At 34.5% G+C, this 18,050-nt stretch carries 14 protein-coding genes and 1 other RNA gene; 10 read left to right on the top strand and 5 right to left on the bottom strand.

The window, feature by feature from the left end; genetic code table 11:
• The first annotated feature begins 92 nt into the window (after positions 1 to 92).
• The 7 genes from gpsB to BK137_RS01435 all read left to right on the top strand — a co-directional run bounded on the left by gpsB (position 93) and on the right by BK137_RS01435 (position 8,513).
• Positions 93 to 413, top strand: a complete 321-nt coding sequence (gene gpsB, locus BK137_RS01465; RefSeq protein WP_081730154.1) for a cell division regulator GpsB — start codon at positions 93 to 95, stop codon at positions 411 to 413.
• 65 nt (positions 414 to 478) lie between these two features.
• Positions 479 to 868: RNase P RNA component class B (gene rnpB / locus BK137_RS01460), an RNA gene on the top strand.
• A 78-nt stretch (positions 869 to 946) separates the two neighbouring features.
• Complete coding sequence (locus BK137_RS01455) at positions 947 to 2,686, top strand: sensor domain-containing protein (RefSeq protein WP_038191187.1); 1,740 nt, start codon at positions 947 to 949, stop codon at positions 2,684 to 2,686.
• Between the two features lie 2 nt (positions 2,687 to 2,688).
• The gene (locus tag BK137_RS01450; RefSeq protein ID WP_038190551.1) at positions 2,689 to 3,825 is read left to right on the top strand and encodes a THUMP domain-containing class I SAM-dependent RNA methyltransferase; all 1,137 of its coding nucleotides are present in this window, start codon (positions 2,689 to 2,691) and stop codon (positions 3,823 to 3,825) included.
• Between the two features lie 210 nt (positions 3,826 to 4,035).
• Positions 4,036 to 4,236: a hypothetical protein gene (locus BK137_RS01445; protein WP_038190540.1), complete on the top strand. Its 201-nt coding sequence runs from the start codon at positions 4,036 to 4,038 to the stop codon at positions 4,234 to 4,236.
• Between the two features lie 704 nt (positions 4,237 to 4,940).
• Positions 4,941 to 6,839, top strand: a complete 1,899-nt coding sequence (locus BK137_RS01440; RefSeq protein ID WP_038190537.1) for an ATP-dependent DNA helicase — start codon at positions 4,941 to 4,943, stop codon at positions 6,837 to 6,839.
• 174 nt (positions 6,840 to 7,013) lie between these two features.
• Entirely contained in the window at positions 7,014 to 8,513 is a 1,500-nt protein-coding gene (locus tag BK137_RS01435; protein ID WP_038190526.1) for a carboxypeptidase M32, read from the top strand.
• 77 nt (positions 8,514 to 8,590) lie between these two features.
• Here the strand turns inward: BK137_RS01435 and BK137_RS01430 are convergent, their stop codons facing one another.
• Positions 8,591 to 9,181: a peroxidase-related enzyme gene (locus tag BK137_RS01430; RefSeq protein ID WP_038191186.1), complete on the bottom strand. Its 591-nt coding sequence runs from the start codon at positions 9,179 to 9,181 to the stop codon at positions 8,591 to 8,593.
• Positions 9,182 to 9,593: 412 nt separating this feature from the next.
• Here BK137_RS01430 and BK137_RS01425 point away from each other — a divergent pair, with 412 nt between their 5' ends.
• From BK137_RS01425 to BK137_RS01415, 3 genes are all read left to right on the top strand, one after another.
• A complete protein-coding gene (locus tag BK137_RS01425) occupies positions 9,594 to 12,392 on the top strand; it encodes a response regulator (RefSeq protein WP_038190523.1) in 2,799 nt (932 codons plus the stop codon).
• Positions 12,393 to 12,418: 26 nt separating this feature from the next.
• Positions 12,419 to 13,255 (top strand): CheR family methyltransferase, encoded by an 837-nt coding sequence (locus BK137_RS01420; RefSeq protein ID WP_051448850.1) that lies wholly within the window; start codon positions 12,419 to 12,421, stop codon positions 13,253 to 13,255.
• 214 nt (positions 13,256 to 13,469) lie between these two features.
• Positions 13,470 to 14,624, top strand: coding sequence for a SpoIIE family protein phosphatase (locus BK137_RS01415; RefSeq protein ID WP_038190519.1), 1,155 nt, complete (start codon positions 13,470 to 13,472; stop codon positions 14,622 to 14,624).
• A 202-nt stretch (positions 14,625 to 14,826) separates the two neighbouring features.
• Here BK137_RS01415 and BK137_RS01410 read toward each other — a convergent pair whose 3' ends face one another.
• The 4 genes from BK137_RS01410 to BK137_RS01400 form a co-directional block, all read right to left on the bottom strand.
• Positions 14,827 to 16,461 carry a b(o/a)3-type cytochrome-c oxidase subunit 1 gene (locus BK137_RS01410; RefSeq protein WP_038191181.1) on the bottom strand — a complete coding sequence of 545 codons (1,635 nt, stop codon included), beginning with the start codon at positions 16,459 to 16,461 and terminating at the stop codon, positions 14,827 to 14,829.
• An 83-nt stretch (positions 16,462 to 16,544) separates the two neighbouring features.
• Positions 16,545 to 17,027, bottom strand: coding sequence for a cytochrome c oxidase subunit II (locus tag BK137_RS01405; RefSeq protein WP_038190516.1), 483 nt, complete (start codon positions 17,025 to 17,027; stop codon positions 16,545 to 16,547).
• Positions 17,028 to 17,050: 23 nt separating this feature from the next.
• A complete protein-coding gene (locus BK137_RS22780; protein WP_268746475.1) occupies positions 17,051 to 17,173 on the bottom strand; it encodes a hypothetical protein in 123 nt (40 codons plus the stop codon).
• A 227-nt stretch (positions 17,174 to 17,400) separates the two neighbouring features.
• Complete coding sequence (locus BK137_RS01400; protein WP_038190515.1) at positions 17,401 to 17,859, bottom strand: chemotaxis protein CheX; 459 nt, start codon at positions 17,857 to 17,859, stop codon at positions 17,401 to 17,403.
• Positions 17,860 to 18,050 lie beyond the last annotated feature (191 nt).

Genomic DNA, 18,050 nt, shown 5'->3' with positions numbered 1-18,050 from the left:
AAAAAACGTTGGGAAATGGCTGTGATTAAGCATTGCCCTTAAGAAATATGCTATACTAAGAACACTTATGTTGCGATGGAAGGGCGATGTATATGGATACAAAATTAACAGCGAAAAAGATTTTAGATAAAGATTTTAAAACAGGTTTAAGAGGTTATAGTCAAGATGATGTAGACCAATTTTTAGATGAAATTATTCAAGATTATGAGAACTTTGAAAAAGTTTTAGCTAAAAAGCAAGAAGAGATAAACATGCTAAAACAAGAACTTGAAGTTGCCCAGAGTGCTAAGCGTCACAATCCGGCACCAGTTCAACCACAACAACCACAATATACTGCAAATACAAATTTCGATATTTTGAAAAGAATCTCTAATTTAGAAAAACATGTTTTTGGAGATAAACTGTACGATTGAATATAGGTCTTTGGTTCTATTGGGTTAGATATGTTTTTATATTATAATAAAAAACATCATCATGAATTTTCGGGTAATCGCTGCAATGCTTGACATTGTCGAGGAAAGTCCATGCTCGCACGGTTCTGAGATGACCGTAGTGTTCGTGCTTAGTGAATAAATAAGCTAAGGCAGTCTTTTGGCTGACGGCGGGAGGAAAACCTAAGTCTTTTATAGGATATGGTTGAAACTCTCTGAAAGTGCCACAGTGACGAAGCTGGTGCGGAAACGTAACAGGTGGAACGAGGTAAACCCCACGAGTGAGAAACCCAAATTATGGTAGGGGCACTCTCCTGAAGGAAATGAATGGATGGAGAGACGTGAATGCTTGCATCTCACGTAGATAGATGATTACTACCCGGTTGTACGAGATGTAAATCGTTTGAGTACTCGGGCACAAAACATGGCTTATTGAACTTTCAATGATGTTAAACATGAACAGTCAGGCTCTCCAGTTCCTGGAGGGCCTTTCTTTTGGGAATATGGTGAAAAATATGGAAAAAATATCTATTAAAAAGATTATTAACCAAAACACTATTTCTAGCTATTCTGACGAATTAATACAAAAAGTATTTGAAACAATTTCTGAAGGAATCATGATAACTGATCCAAAAAAGAAAATAATAAATGTGAATCCAGCTTTTGAGTTTGTTACGGGCTACAAAAAAGAAGAAGTTGTTGGACATAGCCCTGCTATCTTACAATCGGGCATTCATGACAGTGATTTTTATAAAAGCATGTGGAACGAGCTATACTCAAAAGGTGAATGGCAAGGTGAAATATGTAATCGCCGTAAAACCGGTGATGTCTATCCAGAATGGCTATCAATCATGGAAGTTCGTAATGAGCAAGGTGAAGTTACGAACTACTGCGGTGTTTTCTCCGACCTAACAGAACAAAAGGACGTTGAAGACGAACTTGAAAAGCGTGCAATGACAGATTCATTAACCGGTGTTTCAAATAGATTTGCCTATACTGAGCGAATGAAAGTTTTACTAGAATCATCCTCTACACGCTTATATCAACATGCTGTTTTATTTTTAGATTTAGATCGCTTTAAGCAAATAAATGATACACTTGGTCATGCAGTTGGTGACAATTTGTTAGTAGAAGTAGTACAAAGAATACAATCACTATTGAAAAATAAAGATATTTTAGCTAGATATGGTGGTGATGAATTTGTTATTACATTAACGAATATCCATCACCCTAGAGAAGCTGTACATTTGGCTGAAATGATCATCCAATTATTAGAACAACCCTTTAAGGTTGAAGATCAGAATTTATATGTGTCCACTAGTATAGGAATTAGCATTTATCCGCATGATGGAGATGATACGGAAGTATTATTAACCAAAGCTGATAAGGCAATGTATTTTGCAAAGCAGAATGGCAGAGGTCAATTTTCTTTTTACTTTGACGAACTACAAACAGATAGCAAACGTGTGTTGCTCCTAGATAACGAGTTACGAAAAGCTATAGAAAATGACAGCTTCGAATTACATTATCAACCCAAAGTTTCCGTTACAACTGGTGCAATCGTAGGAGTGGAAGCTTTAGTACGCTGGCAAAATGAAAAATTAGGCTTCGTCTCACCAGGTGAATTTATCCCTTATGCGGAGGAAACAGGTTTAATAATTCCGATTAGTGAATGTATTATTAATCGTGCATGCCAGGACTATCTAAAACTAAAATCAAAAAATATAAAAAATATGCCAATAGCATTGAATATATCGAGTATTCACTTTCATCAAAGTAATTTCATTGAATCCATAATGCAAATATTAGAGAGAAATAATTGCCCTGCGCATTATTTTGAAATTGAGCTAACTGAGCGTACGGTTATGAACAGTGAAAAAGAAACGATTCGAAAATTAGTACTCTTAAAGCAATTAGGTTTTAAACTGTCAATAGATGATTTTGGAACAGGCTATTCTTCTCTTAGCTATTTAGTGCAGTTTCCATTAAATTATTTAAAAATTGATCGTAGTTTTATACAACATATATGTTCGTTAGATGATAAACAAGCAGTAGTAGATGCCATTATTCAGATGGCGCATCGTTTACATATGAAGGTAATTGCTGAGGGAGTAGAGCAAAGAGAACAGGTTCAGCTATTACGTAAAATGGGCTGTGATATGATTCAAGGATACTATTACTCAAAGCCATTACCTTTAGATGAATTTATCGAATTCCTAGAATTTTGGGAATTAGAACAGTTAGAAGGGAAATAACAATGACAACATTTCGATTAGTAGCAACCGCAGCAATGGGGTTAGAAGGAATTGTCGCACAAGAGCTTCAGGACCTAGGATTTGAAACAACAACAGAAAACGGGAAAGTTTACTTTGAAGGTGACGAGAAGGCAATCGCAAAAACGAATCTTTGGTTACGTGTAGCGGACCGAGTGAAAATTATTGCAGGTGAGTTTCCAGCTCGCACATTTGATGAATTGTTTGAGGGAGTAAAAGCGATCAATTGGGAGAAATTTTTACCGGTAGATGCAGAATTCCCTGTAACAGGTAAATCCGTTAAATCTAAATTATTTAGTGTACCTGATTGCCAAGCGATTACAAAAAAAGCAATCGTTGAACGAATGAAATACCACTATAAACGTCTAGGTTTCTTAGAAGAAACTGGACCGAAATTTAAAATTGAAATTTCAATTTTAAAAGATGTGGCTACACTTACAATTGATACTAGTGGAGCAGGCCTACACAAACGTGGGTATAGACTAGATCAAGGTGAAGCACCATTAAAAGAAACGTTAGCAGCAGCGCTTGTTCAAATTTCTAAATGGAATCCAAATCGTCCATTTGTAGATCCTTTCTGTGGTTCAGGTACAATTGCACTTGAAGCTGCAATGATTGGGCAAAATATGGCTCCTGGTTACAACCGTGAGTTCATTTCAGAAGCATGGCCTTGGATGAAACAACAAATCTGGGATGATATTCGTATGGAAGCAGAAGATGTTGCAAACTACGATCAGCCTTTAGAAATTATTGGATCAGACATTGACCATCGTATGGTTCAAATTGCAAAAAGTAATGCTGTTGAAGCTGGTTTTGCAGACCTGATTACTTGGAAACAAATGCAAGTAAAAGACTTTACTACATTATCAACTGATGGCGTAATGATTGGTAACCCGCCTTATGGTGAACGTATTGGTGATATAGAAATGGTTGAACAAATGATTCGTGAGATGGGTGACAATATGGCGAAGTATCCATCTTGGTCAGTCTACATGCTATCATCAATGGAAAACTTTGAAACACTTTATGGCAGAAAAGCGACAAAAAAACGCAAATTATTCAACGGGTTTATCAGAACTGATTTTTATCAATTCTGGGGTCAACGTACACCGAGAAACTAAATTTTAAACGGAATGGGATATCCCATTCCGTTTTTTTAGGTTTGATTTTGGAAAAAAGCAAACTCGTATCTGGGCATGTCAGTAATTAACTCAATTCGGTTATAACTAAATAATATTCCATGAAAATCTAATTTAAATAAATATTCTTCTTGTTGCAATAAATTTTATGGTTTAATATGGAATATAATGTTTAGAAAAGGGGGAGGATTCATGAAGCTTTTATCTGGAACTATAGCTCTTTGTGTATCGTTTATGTTATTTGTTTTTTTGGGTGTTACCAATTATGAATCGGAATATTTCATGTTTCCAGTTATTTTGTTGATGTTCGCAATAACTTTATTCTTAGCAGAATTTAATCAATATGCAAAATCTAAAACCTCGCAAATGGATAACAAAAAAGGGGTAATTTAAGGCTATTTATGTTGTAGATCGAGTTTAAATTAGCTGAAGTTATTAGACACCTCTAAGCGGGTGTTTTTTTATAACATGAATTTATATCTTCTTAAATAATTATACAAAAACGTAAATCGAAAACTAGAATGCTTGAACTGCACACTTTTTCCCTCCGAATAATTTCACACTTTTACTACTAATATAAGATAATGCTAAATCCCATTGGAAAGAGATGGAGTTAGAATGAAAAACGTTTTCTTCGCAATGTTGATGCCACATCATTTCCACATATTTTCTCTAGCCCCCAAATTAAGATCACTTTCTATACCTAAGAGTTATATGATATGTATTTAATTTTAAATTGTAGAATAATTGCTAACAATAACCAATATAATTTTTTGTTAAGTAAATAAAGAACATTGTCTCATTCTTTATATTATTGAAAATAGAAGGCTGTTTTGTTAACCAATTTCATATAAATTTAACAGAGTTTCTTCTATTATATTAGGTGCACCAATTTCCGGGTGTTTAATTTCCTTTTTTCTGGGTAACACTATGATAACCGTGATATGACCACAAATTGAACACATAAACTGAAAAAAAATTAAATCATATACATGCATTTAACAAGGTAGTTAAGAATAATGCTATAATAACAAAGGTTTCAATTACCGTTTAGTTGAATATAATTTTATTTTCGTTGACGTACGAGGGGGAACAAGATGAGACAAGCAATACCATTTGCTCTATCAAAAGAAAAATCATTCTTCGACTCGTTGGGTGATTGGATGGGCGATATGCTTTATGATGAATTACCTGAAAAGGGTCTAGAATGTCGTGATGAGCAAATCTTTATGGCTTATCAAATTGAAAAAGTTTTACGTGAAAAATCAGTGCTATTTGCTGAAGCAGGTGTAGGTACTGGGAAAACAATTGCATACTTATTACCAGCTATTTCTTATGCGCGTTATACTGGACGTCCAGCATTGATTGCATGTGCAGATGAAACTTTAATCGACCAGCTCGTTAAAGATGGTGGCGATATTCATAAATTACAGCAATATCTTGATTTAAATATTGATGTGCGTTTAGCAAAATCACGTGATCAATACCTATGTTTAAAACGCTTTGAAGAGGCTGAAAAGTTTCATGACGGTGAATATATAGATGATATCGTAGAAACGATACCAGATGGCGTCTTTGGCCAGGGACCATTATCTTTATATGGTCAACGTAGTGACTATCCAAATGTTAGCGATGTTGATTGGCAAAAAGTCAACTACAACTCGATTCAACAGTGTTCGGTTTGTGATCTTCGCAACCGCTGTGGGCAAACGCTACATCGTGCAGATTACCGTAAAGCAACGGATTTAATCATCTGTTCACAAGATTTCTTGATGGAGCATATTGCTACAAAAGATTCACGTGAACGTGAAGGACAATTAGCACTTCTACCGGAAGTATCCATGATTGTACTTGATGAAGGCCACTTACTTGAGTACGCTGCACAAAAGGCGATGACTTACAAAGTGCAAGATTATACAATCGTAAAGCTTCTAGATATGTTAATGGTTGATGGATTACGAGAAAAAACGCTTTATACAATGGAAAAATTGCAAGATGGTCATGAATTATTCTTTGACCAACTACGTGATGATGTCATTGAATCGGATGAAGATCGTAAACGAATTAATAAATCTCCTTTACTTCTAAAGCTTGGTCAAAAAGTGATTGATACAGTAGAATCTTTACTTGAAGAGTTTGTTTTCGAATCAGAAATGTATGTCATTCCTGAATATGAGCTACGTATGGTAGAGGAGTTCTTAGAGCAATACGAAGCTGCAATGCGTATATTTATCGCGCAAGGAGATGCTGTAGACTGGTTAGAGGAAACAGATGGTGAAGAGACACTTGTCATCATGCCTAGACTTATTACAGAAGTACTCGAGGAAAAATTGTTCTCGAAAAAAATACCTTATGTATTCTCATCAGCAACTCTATCAATCAATAAAGATTTCTCATATATCGCAAACAGTTTAGGGATTAACAAATTCCAATCATTCTCTGTCTCTTCTCCATTTGAATATGAAGAAGTTATGAAGATTCAATTGCACAAAGTAGCTCAAGAAGAGAAACTTTCGTCTGTTGAAAAGTTATTACAAGATGATGAAAAAACATTAATCTTATTTAAATCAAAACAAGCGATGCAGAAATTTAAAGGGCAATTGGCTGAGGAACTACGTGCAGATGTTGCGTTTGAAGGGGATCGCGAACTATCGTCACTTATCCGTGATTTCCAAGCGGACGAAGTAAAAGTACTATGCTCATATCATTTATGGGAAGGCTTAGACTTACCCGAGGAATCATTAACGCGTGTGATAATTTTCGATTTACCTTTCCCACCAAATGATCCATTATTTGATGCAAAGCGTTCATTTGCTACCGATGCTTTTGAAGAGGTTGATTTACCATTCATGCTGTTACGACTACAGCAGGGTATGGGGCGATTAATCCGTACTTCAAAAGACCACGGAGACATTCATATTTTATTGAATGAAGAAGAATACAAACATAAAGAGAAAATACAACCGATTTTCGCAGTCGAAGCTACAGAAGTCTAATAAGAAAAAGTCAGCTCAAAATATAATGAGCTGGCTTTTTTGAATGTGAGAAGAATTATTAGCACTTTTTAGGGTGTAATGACGTGAATATTCTGCTAAATAACAAACAGAATTTTTCAACTGATTTACTTCGGTTTTCGTGATAAAATAGAAGGAACATAAGGGGGTAATAAAATGTCAGTAGAACAACGCTTTTTAAATTACATAAAAAAAATCGATAATTATGAAGAAGCTCTTTCAGTAATCTATTGGGATATGCGCACTGGAGCACCAAAAAAGGGGCTAGAGCAACGAGCAGAAGTTGTAGGTACTATTTCGTCAGAACTATTCCGATTACAAACATCCGATGAATTAGCTGAAATACTTCAAGAGCTTTCGACAAAAAAAGAAGAACTATCAGAAATTGTCCGTCGTTCATATGAAGAAACGCAAAAAGCTTTTGATTTAAATAAGAAAATCCCAGCAGATGAATATAAAGCATATGTCGTACTCCAATCAAAAGCAGAAGCTGTTTGGGAACAAGCAAAAGAAAAATCAGACTTCAGTCTATTCTTACCGTATTTAAAAGGCATTATTGAAGCGCAACAAAAGTTCGTTACTTATTGGGGAATCAAGGACAATAATCCATACAACACATTATTGGACCAATATGAACCTGATATGACAACGGATATATTGGACCGCGTATTTGGAGAATTGAAGGAAACTATTCTCCCATTAGTTCAAAAAATTGTCGCATCACCTAATCAACCAGATACGAGTTTCATATTTGACTTCTTTCCAAAAGAAGGGCAAAAGGCAGCTTGTTTAGAAATTTTACAACAACTTGATTACGACTTTGAAGCAGGTCGTTTAGATGAAACAGTTCATCCGTTTATGATTGGTTTAAACCGAGGTGATATTCGCGTAACTACAAAATATGATGAACATGATTTTCGATCTGCACTTCTTGGTACAGTGCATGAATGTGGACACGCTTTATATGAACAAAATATCATGCCAGAATTAGATGGTTTACCACTAAGCACAGGAACTTCAATGGGCATTCATGAATCTCAGTCATTGTTTTTTGAAAATTTTGTAGGACGCAATAAAAACTTTTGGTCTCATAATTTTGAGATGTTGAAAAAACACTCTCCGAAACAATTTGAAAATGTTTCATTAGAAATGTTTTTACGTGCAATTAACGCAGCGCAACCTTCTTTAATTCGAATTGAAGCTGATGAATTAACATATCCACTTCATATTATGATTCGATATGAAATTGAAAAAGAATTATTCAATGGAAACTTACAAGTTGAGGACCTACCAAAAGTATGGAATGCAAAATACGAAGAGTATTTGGGTATTGCACCAGAAAATGATGCAGAAGGAATCTTACAAGATATGCATTGGTCTGGTGGTAGTTTTGGATATTTCCCATCTTATGCACTTGGTTTTATGTATGCAGCTCAATTTAAACATGCGATGGATCAAGATATTCCAAACTTTGATGAACTTTTGGCAGAAGGTAATCTCACTCCAATTCGCGAATGGTTAACAGAAAAAGTACATCAATATGGTGCACTTAAAAAACCTTTTGAACTATTAAAAGGAGCTACTGGTGAAGGTTTAAATGCCCAGTATTTAGCCGATTATTTAAAAGAAAAATATACGCGAATATATAACTTATAAAACGGTCTACACACCAATCAATTTAATATTAACAAAAGCCAAAGAGCGCTTATATAAACTGCTCTTTGGCTTTTTGATTATCTATTATGAGTATAATGCCCTGGATTTGGTACAGCACCAATTGTACTTACCCAACGATTTGTAAAATTAAAGAATCCAGCAATAAATGAAGCTTCCAAAATTTCATGGTCGCTAAAGCCAGCTAAACGTAACAGGTCTACTTGTTGTCGAGTTGTCTCTTGAGGATAAGTAGTAACATAATATGCATAATCGCATAGTGCGCGTTGTTTCTTTGTTAATATTGCAGATCGATAGTTATAAGTGAGTTGATCAACCCAATTAGCATCTCCTGTTAAACCCCGTAATGCATCACTGTGTGTTGTTAAACAATAAGCGCAGCTATTAGTAGAGGATACAACCAAGCCCATCATTTCCTTATCTAAATTACTCAAATAGCATGTGTTTTCATCAAACATAGTATTTTTGAAATCTAAAAAACCTTTATATTGCAGTGGGTTTAATGGAAGTATTTTGAATAAATTATTGATAAAGCCCCAATTCTCTTGTTGAAAATCTACATGTTTGTCAAACTCTAATTGCAATTCAACTGGAATATTCTTTTCATCAGGTTTTTGTAAATATGAGAGTTGTTCTGTATATTTTGACATCATAATAACACTCCTTTTATTTGTTGGAAAAATCAATTAATTCATATTCATAACATTACAACTTTTTTGACTGAAATAAAAGACCTAAACAATTTAATAATATTCATAAAAATGTATAATCGAAAGTTTTATTGTTTAAGACTTATACTTTCTGGCAAAAAAGTATTTGTGATATAAGTTATAATCAAACCAAGAAAGTAGATATTTGGCATTATATGCATTAACATTCAATTAAATTAGAAAATATTAGAAGGAAATTTTTAAAACTATTGTAATAGACTTTTAATCTATCTATGAACTAAAAAAATGATAAAATAATAATAGAGATATTTTGAGGACTATGCTAGAATTCGACAGCTATTTTTTCAGTAGCTTCCAGCTTCCTTAATTTGAATAAAAGGGGGAAGAGAATATGAGTTTTAAGAAAAGGCAAATTATAGGTTTTGGTTTAATATTGCTTTTTTTAATTGTTTTATTATCAATAATGGTATTTACTTTAAATAAATTAAAAGCAAATATGACTGAAATTGTAGAGGATCGCTATTATAAAGTGCAAACTGTGATGGATATCCGTCAGTTATTTTCACGGTCTGACAGAGAAATTTTATATGCAGCAATCGATGCTGATAATAAGGATATTAAGACAAGTTTACAAACGATTAATGACAATCATGCTTCTATTTCAGAAAATATTATTAAATTGTCTACTAGTGCAAATCAAACACAGTCACAACAACTATTAAAAAAATTAGATAAGCAATATACATCCTATACCGATACAGAGTCTAAAATCATTCAACTGATTAAGGCAAACGGTTCGAGTGCAGATTTAAATGAATTGATGGAAGAACAAAGAACTAAGAGATTAGAAGTGTTATCTACACTTGATGATTTTAAGGAATATCAAGAGGGTATTATGAATGATACTTTGAAAAGTTCTCAACAAACGTACAATGATATGATTAAATTTACTATATTTGCTGTATTTTTTAGTATTTTAATAATTTCTACTATACTTAGTTGGATGATTAGAAGCACATCCAAGGAACTTCAATCTATTACAAAAGTAATTCAAAAGATAAATTTTAAAAATTTATCTTCTATTCCAAGAATCACGATTCAGACGAAAGATGAAATTGGAGAAATTGCCAGTTCTTTCAACGAAATGGCCGGATCATTAGAAGAGTATAATCAGAAAGAAAAAGATTTCACTCAAAAAATTAGTGAACAGAACTGGATGCAAACGGGTCTTGCAGAAATTGCAACGATGTATCAACGTATAGTGGACATAGAAGAGTTAGGTAAACGATTAATTACAAGACTAGCACCTATGGTCGGCGCATCCTTTGGTGTATTTTATATCCGCCGTGGTCAAGGAGAAGATACACGTTTTGTTAAAACTGCTTCCTTCGCTGGTGAAGGCAATGATGCTGGTAGAAGCGAGTTTCAAATTGGTGAAGGTTTAATTGGACAATGTGCTATAGGAAAAAAATCACAGATTATCACTGATATACCGGATAATTATCAATTTATTACAACTGGATTAGGTAATGTGAATCCTAAAAGTATTATTATAACGCCAGTCATTTTTGAAGATGAAGTCGTAGGTATATTGGAAATGGCAAGTCTAGAACCATTCACTAACCTACAGCAAAACTTCTTACAACGTGTTTTAGAGACACTAGGTATTACTATCAATAGTGTGCAAGGTCGAATGGAAATTGAGCGATTATTAAAAGAATCACAAGCTCAAACAGAGGAGCTTCAAGCACAGTCAGAAGAATTACAATCGCAGTCAGAAGAGTTACAAGCACAATCAGAAGAATTGCAATCTCAAGCAGAAGAATTGCGAATGATTAATGAACAGTTATCTGAGAGAACTCACGATGCTGAAGAAAAATCACGGGAACTTGAAGAAGCAAAAATCAACCTAGAGGAACATGCTGAAGAACTAAGAAAAAGTTCAAAATACAAATCAGAATTCATGGCTAATATGTCGCATGAGTTAAGAACGCCATTAAATAGTATTTTAATTTTATCTGAGATGTTAGAAACCCCAGATGAAAATGGCTTGGCTGAAGAACAACAAGAGTTTGCTAGAATCATTCACTCATCAGGACAAGACCTATTGAAGTTAATCAATGATATATTGGATTTATCAAAAGTTGAAGTAGGAAAATTAAAAGTCCAATTTGATGAAATGAATATGAGTGAAGTTCCAGAATTATTACATCAGAATTTTGATCATGTAGCACTCAAAAAGGGTTTGAATTTTACTGTAGAAAAGGATGGAAATGTACCAAATATATTCTTTACTGACCAACAACGTTTTCAACAGATTTTGAAAAACTTATTATCCAATGCCTTTAAATTTACGCATGAAGGTGCTATTTCAGTTCAAATTAAAAATGCTGAAAAAGAAAATATTACGAAGTTGGCACATACCGAAATTACGGACGAATGGGTTGAAATTAGTGTAAAAGATACTGGAATAGGTATTACTAATGAAAAACAAAAAATAATTTTTGAAGCATTTCAACAAGGTGATGGAGCAACCGAGAGAAAATATGGCGGGACTGGCTTAGGCTTATCTATCAGTCAGGAATTCGCTAAATTACTTGGAGGATGGGTTTTTGTCGATAGTGAAGAAGGCAAAGGAAGTGTCTTTACTTTATTATTACCAAACCTACCTAGTGGTATTGACGTACCTTATGATGAAGAAGTGGATTCATCAGTGTTAACTGTAGCAACAAATGATAATGTTATTACAGAAAAAATAGAACCAGATCAAATAAATCCGGAAAAACAGCAACTAACACAAGCGAACAAGAATATGTTATCAAATAAGACGGTACTTATTGTGGATGATGATCACCGAAATATTTTTGCACTAAGAAATGCTTTAGAATCTCAAGGGATGGAGATTATTTCAGCTGAAAATGGATTTGAATGTTTAGAAATTCTTAAAGAAAATAATTCTGTAGATGCTGTATTAATGGATATAATGATGCCTGTTATGGATGGTTATGAAACGATGCGCAATATTCGTAGCCAAGAAATTTATCAAGAGCTTCCAATCATCGCTCTTACTGCAAAAGCGATGAAAGGCGATAGGGAAAAATGCTTAAAAGCCGGCGCATCAGATTACATCAGTAAGCCATTAAAAATTGATCAGTTATTATCAGTTCTTCGTGTATGGTTGGCTAAGTAATTAATCGAGCAGGCTAGAAGGGGATTATTGTGAAAGACTTATTAACTAATGAAGAAAAAGAGAATATTGAAATTGATTTGTTACTTCAAGCTGTTTATAGTGTTTCGGGCTTTGACTTTCAAAAGTATATGCGTTCTTCGATTAAAAGAAGAATTATTAATCGAATGAGACAAGAGAAGATGGAGAAAATTAGCTCTTTGATAGAAAAAGTTTTATATGAAAAAGGGTTTGTCGAAAAGTTAATAGATGACTTTTCCATACATGTTACGGAAATGTTTCGTGATCCAGAATTTTTCAAGGCTTTCCGATTAAAAGTTGTGCCACTGCTTAAAGAATTTCCTACAATACGTATATGGCATGCAGGTTGTTCAACTGGTGAAGAAGTTTTTTCCATGGCCATATTACTAAAAGAGGAAGGGCTTTATGATCAGACGAAAATATATGCAACAGACATAAATGAAAAAGTACTATTACAAGCTAAAGAAGGTATTTTACCATTAAATCAGATGCAATCATATACCAAAAATTATTTGGCTGCAGGTGGTAAACAAGAGTTTTCAGAGTATTATTCGACTGATTATCAAAATGCCTACTTAGATGCAGCTTTATTGAAAAATATTGTATTCTTTCAACATAATTTGGTGACAGACGGCTCATTTAATGAGTTTCATGTTATTATTTGCCGTAACGTCATGATTTATTTTACAGGTGAATTACAAAATAGTGTAAATCAGTTGTTCTATGATAGCCTTTGTCACGATGGTATTATCGGTATAGGTAGTAAAGAAACATTACGTTCATCTGTTTTCTCTGAAAAATATAAGGAGATTGCAAGTCAAGAGAATATTTATCGAAAAATATAACAACTCAGGGTCGCATAAGCGGCCCTTGTTTGTTTAGAAAATGTTTAGCGGAGCCGTATAAAAGGTAATGGATAGTATAATTAAAACAACTGATTATAAGTACACAAAAATAGAAGCTCCCCCAAACAATAGCAAGATTTAGATTAATATATATCATGAATTTTTAAGTACTTATTGGCGGAGTAGGATTCATAAGCTAAAGGGGACTAAAAGTATGACGATTTTAATCGTAGATGATAACCAAATAAACCTTTTCTTAGTTGAAAATATACTAAAACGCGCAGGGTATAACGATTTCCATTCACTTTCATCAGCCCATGAAATGTTTGACTATTTAGGGGCTGGTCAAGAATATCCAAAAGAAACCAATGTAGACATTATACTTCTTGATATTATGATGCCGGAAATGGATGGTATTGAAGCATGCCGACGCTTGCAGAATATTCCCCATTTGAAGGACATCCCTGTGATTTTTGTGACGGCATTGGAAGACTCGAATAAGGTAGCTGAGGCACTTGATGTAGGTGGAATAGATTACATAATGAAGCCCATCAATAAAATAGATTTACTTGCTAGAATTCGAGTAGGTCTACGTTTAAAGTATGAAAAAGATTGGCATAAAGAACAAGATAAAAAGCTCAGAGACGAACTAGATTTATCGATGCAAGTACAAAGTAGTTTATTAAGTGAGCCCATCATCAATGAACAACTAATGATAAAGGCTTCATATTTTCCCGCAAACAAACTAGCAGGTGATATGTATTATTGGCAACGCATAGATGAAAATCGATACGGGGTAATTATTTTAGATATGATGGGACACGGTATCTCAGCTTCTCTAGTATGTATGTATATTTCTTCTGTATTGCGAGATGCCATTCGGAAGAATACTGATCCAGAAGCAATTATCGTTGAGTTAAACAGGTGGATGAACATACTAAATAAAAAAGAAAATCCTGTACATTATTATTTTACTGCCATTTATATGATTATTGACACGAAGAGAAAAACAGTAGAGTACGTTAACGCAGGACACCCACCTGGTTTTGCCTATGTTGATGATGAAAAAGTCGTATCCCTTTCGAAAGGATCTTGTCCAGTTGGTTTTTTTAATGAAATGAAAATAAGTAAAGACATTGTTCATTACAATGAGAGAATTCAGCTTCTGATTTTTACGGATGGTGTGATGGAATCTCTTGATAATGAAGAGACTGACGGGTTGGATGCAATAAAAGAAGCCATTTCGGAGCGCTGGGTAGATTGTGAGGTAATAGAACCTATTGATATCGTAATGCCTCAAGCATTACAACATGACCAACCTGATGATATGTGTGTTGTTTTAGTTCAGGCAGGTTGTCCGTTATGTTAAATTGGTTGTAGAAAAAATTGATATTTATTACTTTACTAAGTAAAATTAGATTTGTATAACGCTGATTTTATGGATGCACAATATATAAGATCTATTTGTTTATTTGTTGATAAGAAAATAGAGACCCCCGTAAAGTGGACTAAAAGGGTTCACTTTACGGGGGTATTTTTTATCTTCAGAGTGGGTCTTGGGATTTATATATTTACCAAAGCTTATATCCCTTAGACCCCAACGGAGCATTTGTAATAATATCAAAGATTGGGAAGGTGTATGCGATTAATACTAGTGCAACAAGAATCACAATCCAAAGTTTGAAGTTTTCTAAAATTGCAGGTGTTTTTTCTGCGTTAGGAGCAACCTCTGCTATCGGGAATTCTTCTTGACCTTTTGGTGCGAACCAGCAAAGCTTCACAAAAATATAAAGGAATAACAGAATACCGATGAATAGAAGAGTGCCACCAACAGCTTGTGCAATTTGATAAGAAACCCATGTGCTAGCAATTTCAGCACCGCCATAATCAGAGAATGCAGAACGTCGTGGTGCGCCAAGTAAACCAGCTACGTGCATTGCACTTGACATGATACCCATACCAATTACCCAAACGATTGCTTGAATAATACCTAACTTATTCATTTCTTTAGTTAATGTACGACCCGTTAAGTGAGGTACTAACCAATAACAAGCGCCAAAGAAGGTTAATACGACGGCTGTAGCAACTGTTAAATGGAAGTGACCTGTTACCCAAATTGTATTGTGGATTAACTGGTTCATCTGGTAAGAAGCATTAACGATACCACCTGCTCCACCTGGGATGAATACTAACATACCTAGGAAAGGTACAAAGAATCGCGCATCTCCCCAAGGTAATTGTTTTAACCAACCGAATACGCCTTTACCGCCTAAAGATCTACCACGAATTTCAAATGTAGCGAATAGAGAAAAAGCAGTTAATAGAGAAGGGATGACAACCATCATAGTTAAAATAACCTGTAAGAATTTCCATGATCCGTCAACACCAGGTTCCGTTAATTGGTGATGAAGACCTACAGGAACTGAGAACAATACGAACATAATAAATGACAATCGAGATAATGCATCAGAGAAGATTTTACCACCAATTACTTTAGGAACTACTACATACCAAATCATATAGGCTGGTAATAACCAGAAGTAAACGAGTGCGTGACCAAATGACCAGAATAGAGTGCGAGATAAGAGAATATCAACACGTTCTACTAAACCTAATGACCATGGAAGTAGTTGGAATAGTACTTCTGAAGCTACACCAATTGTTGCCACGAACCACATTAGATTATTACAAACGACCATAAATGATAGTAAAGGAGAAGTTTGACCTTTATTTTCTTTTCTCCATTGCATCCATCGTAGTGCTTGGCCCAAACCACCAATCCAAGAACCAACAACTACTAATGTTAAGCCTAAATAGAAAATCCAGTGAGCTTGCAACGGAGCATAGAACGTATAAAGAACGGATGCCTCATTTAATAACACCATAGCGGATGCCATTGCAGTACCAGCAGTCATAGTCCAGAAGCCAATCCAGCAAAGTAGACGTTGTTTTGCTGATAATGCACCTGAAGTACGACTAACTGCAGCAATTTGGAATCCATAAATGAAGAATGTCGTTAATATTAAGCCCAATAAAACACCGTGGACAGTTAGAACTTGGTAATAACCAATGCCCCATGGCAATTTAAATTCGCCAGAACGAACAAGTACTTGTAAAAGACCCGCAGTTCCACCTAATAAAAGGGCAATCATAGCTACATAAATATGAGCCATCGCTACTTTAGAATCTTTACGATCTACTTGCATTAAATCATTAACTTTATTGGAAACCTTCCCAACAATGTTTTGTTTATTTCCATCTACTTTAGATTTATTAGCTAATGCTTGACTCATTTTGGTTCCACCACCTTAAGCATAGAATGCATTTGAGCATGACCTACACCACAATACTCATTACAAACGATTAAATATTCGCCAACTTTATCAACTGTTGTTACATATTCTGAAATGTATCCAGGTTCTAACATCATATTAATATTTGTACCAGCAACCTCGAAACCATGAACAACATCTTTTGAAGTTGCGATGAATTTAACTTTAGCACCTACAGGTACTTCTAAAGTGGGAGGATCATAGTAAAATGCAGAAGCAACTACAACGGCTTCATAATCCCAGTCTTTTCCTTCCACTTTATGGACACCAGGTTTATTGAATGGAGTGATTTCATCCACTTTTTCGTAGTTAATCGTATTTTTAGCACTTGGTGGGTGGCTACCGTTATGAAAGGCCATGATACCAGTAATTAATAAGAATACTATAAGTGAGCCAACACCGAATGCAAGCCAATACTTTTCGTATTTATGAAGATGCATAATTTTCCCTTCCTTCTTTCAGTTTAAAAGCGATCAAGAAATAGTCCAAAACAAAGACCCCAAACTACAACTATAAAGACCCCTAATGCCATAACTAAGTAAAAAGTTCCTTTTAAGTCGCCGTCGGAATGATTTTTGTTAGCCATATTGAACCCTCCCTTATTAATTGAGTAAATCTTTAATTCCGTGTGTTCATCATATAAAAATAAGCTTTAGTGGGATGTGATAAATATCACACTAAAGCACATGAAATGTGAATGAAGTGTGAAAAGACATAAAATTTTGTGGAAATTTTGAAGGGAAAATGGGTATGCTAATATATTGGGGCAAAAAAAAGCGTCTAGCTCAATACATTGAACAAGACACTCAAATACTATTCATTTGTATCTATAGTTAATAAGATGATTAGTTTACCAGTGTTATCAATTGTTACAGGTAGTTTAAAAGCATGTTGGAAACCGTATAATTTTGTATGCCCGACCATTACAGTTGGGGGTGTAATATCTAAATCCAATTCTTTTTCTGCAGCAAAGGTACATAGGTTTCCAGCAATCATATTACCGAATTCACCTGTAAAGGATTCTAACATGGCTCCTTCTAATGTCATGCCATACATACCTGCACCGATTGCACTAAACGTATCAGGTGTTGAATCAATAATGATCCGCCCTTTCAAATCGCCAACCATGCCAATTAGCACACCGATTTCATTTTGTTCATAAGGGTCTGATGTAATAGTTGGAGGTGATACTTGAATATCATATGGAATAACTGATTTTAGTGCGTTTATAGTACCGTTCAAGACGGCTTGTATTTGAATAGAAGTACTCATTTAAACACTCCCGATACGTGACTTTATTTCTATAATAACATGCGAGTTTAAAAAATTGAATTAATACTTGACGAAGAGGATGATTTTCATTATCATTAAGGTAGATGAGAATGATTTTCATATTCATTACATATACTTAACGATCAAATAAAAGGGAGCGGTCAAAGTGATTTTTGCATTTATTGGAGCTA

It is taken from the genome of Viridibacillus arenosi (assembly GCF_001955655.1).
Taxonomy (GTDB): domain Bacteria; phylum Bacillota; class Bacilli; order Bacillales_A; family Planococcaceae; genus Viridibacillus; species Viridibacillus arenosi.
Note: the sequence above shows the minus strand (reverse complement) of the source record. Positions and strands in the feature narration are given on the sequence as shown.

What these genes read in the sequence shown, in the direction of transcription:
- gpsB (WP_081730154.1), top strand. Translation starts at nt 93, where the DNA reads ATGGATACAAAATTAACAGCGAAAAAGATTTTAGATAAAGATTTTAAA.
- BK137_RS01455 (WP_038191187.1), top strand. Translation starts at nt 947, where the DNA reads ATGGAAAAAATATCTATTAAAAAGATTATTAACCAAAACACTATTTCT.
- BK137_RS01450 (WP_038190551.1), top strand. Translation starts at nt 2,689, where the DNA reads ATGACAACATTTCGATTAGTAGCAACCGCAGCAATGGGGTTAGAAGGA.
- BK137_RS01445 (WP_038190540.1), top strand. Translation starts at nt 4,036, where the DNA reads ATGAAGCTTTTATCTGGAACTATAGCTCTTTGTGTATCGTTTATGTTA.
- BK137_RS01440 (WP_038190537.1), top strand. Translation starts at nt 4,941, where the DNA reads ATGAGACAAGCAATACCATTTGCTCTATCAAAAGAAAAATCATTCTTC.
- BK137_RS01435 (WP_038190526.1), top strand. Translation starts at nt 7,014, where the DNA reads ATGTCAGTAGAACAACGCTTTTTAAATTACATAAAAAAAATCGATAAT.
- BK137_RS01430 (WP_038191186.1), bottom strand. Translation starts at nt 9,181, where the DNA reads ATGTCAAAATATACAGAACAACTCTCATATTTACAAAAACCTGATGAA.
- BK137_RS01425 (WP_038190523.1), top strand. Translation starts at nt 9,594, where the DNA reads ATGAGTTTTAAGAAAAGGCAAATTATAGGTTTTGGTTTAATATTGCTT.
- BK137_RS01415 (WP_038190519.1), top strand. Translation starts at nt 13,470, where the DNA reads ATGACGATTTTAATCGTAGATGATAACCAAATAAACCTTTTCTTAGTT.
- BK137_RS01410 (WP_038191181.1), bottom strand. Translation starts at nt 16,461, where the DNA reads ATGCAAGTAGATCGTAAAGATTCTAAAGTAGCGATGGCTCATATTTAT.
- BK137_RS01405 (WP_038190516.1), bottom strand. Translation starts at nt 17,027, where the DNA reads ATGCATCTTCATAAATACGAAAAGTATTGGCTTGCATTCGGTGTTGGC.
- BK137_RS22780 (WP_268746475.1), bottom strand. Translation starts at nt 17,173, where the DNA reads ATGGCTAACAAAAATCATTCCGACGGCGACTTAAAAGGAACTTTTTAC.
- BK137_RS01400 (WP_038190515.1), bottom strand. Translation starts at nt 17,859, where the DNA reads ATGAGTACTTCTATTCAAATACAAGCCGTCTTGAACGGTACTATAAAC.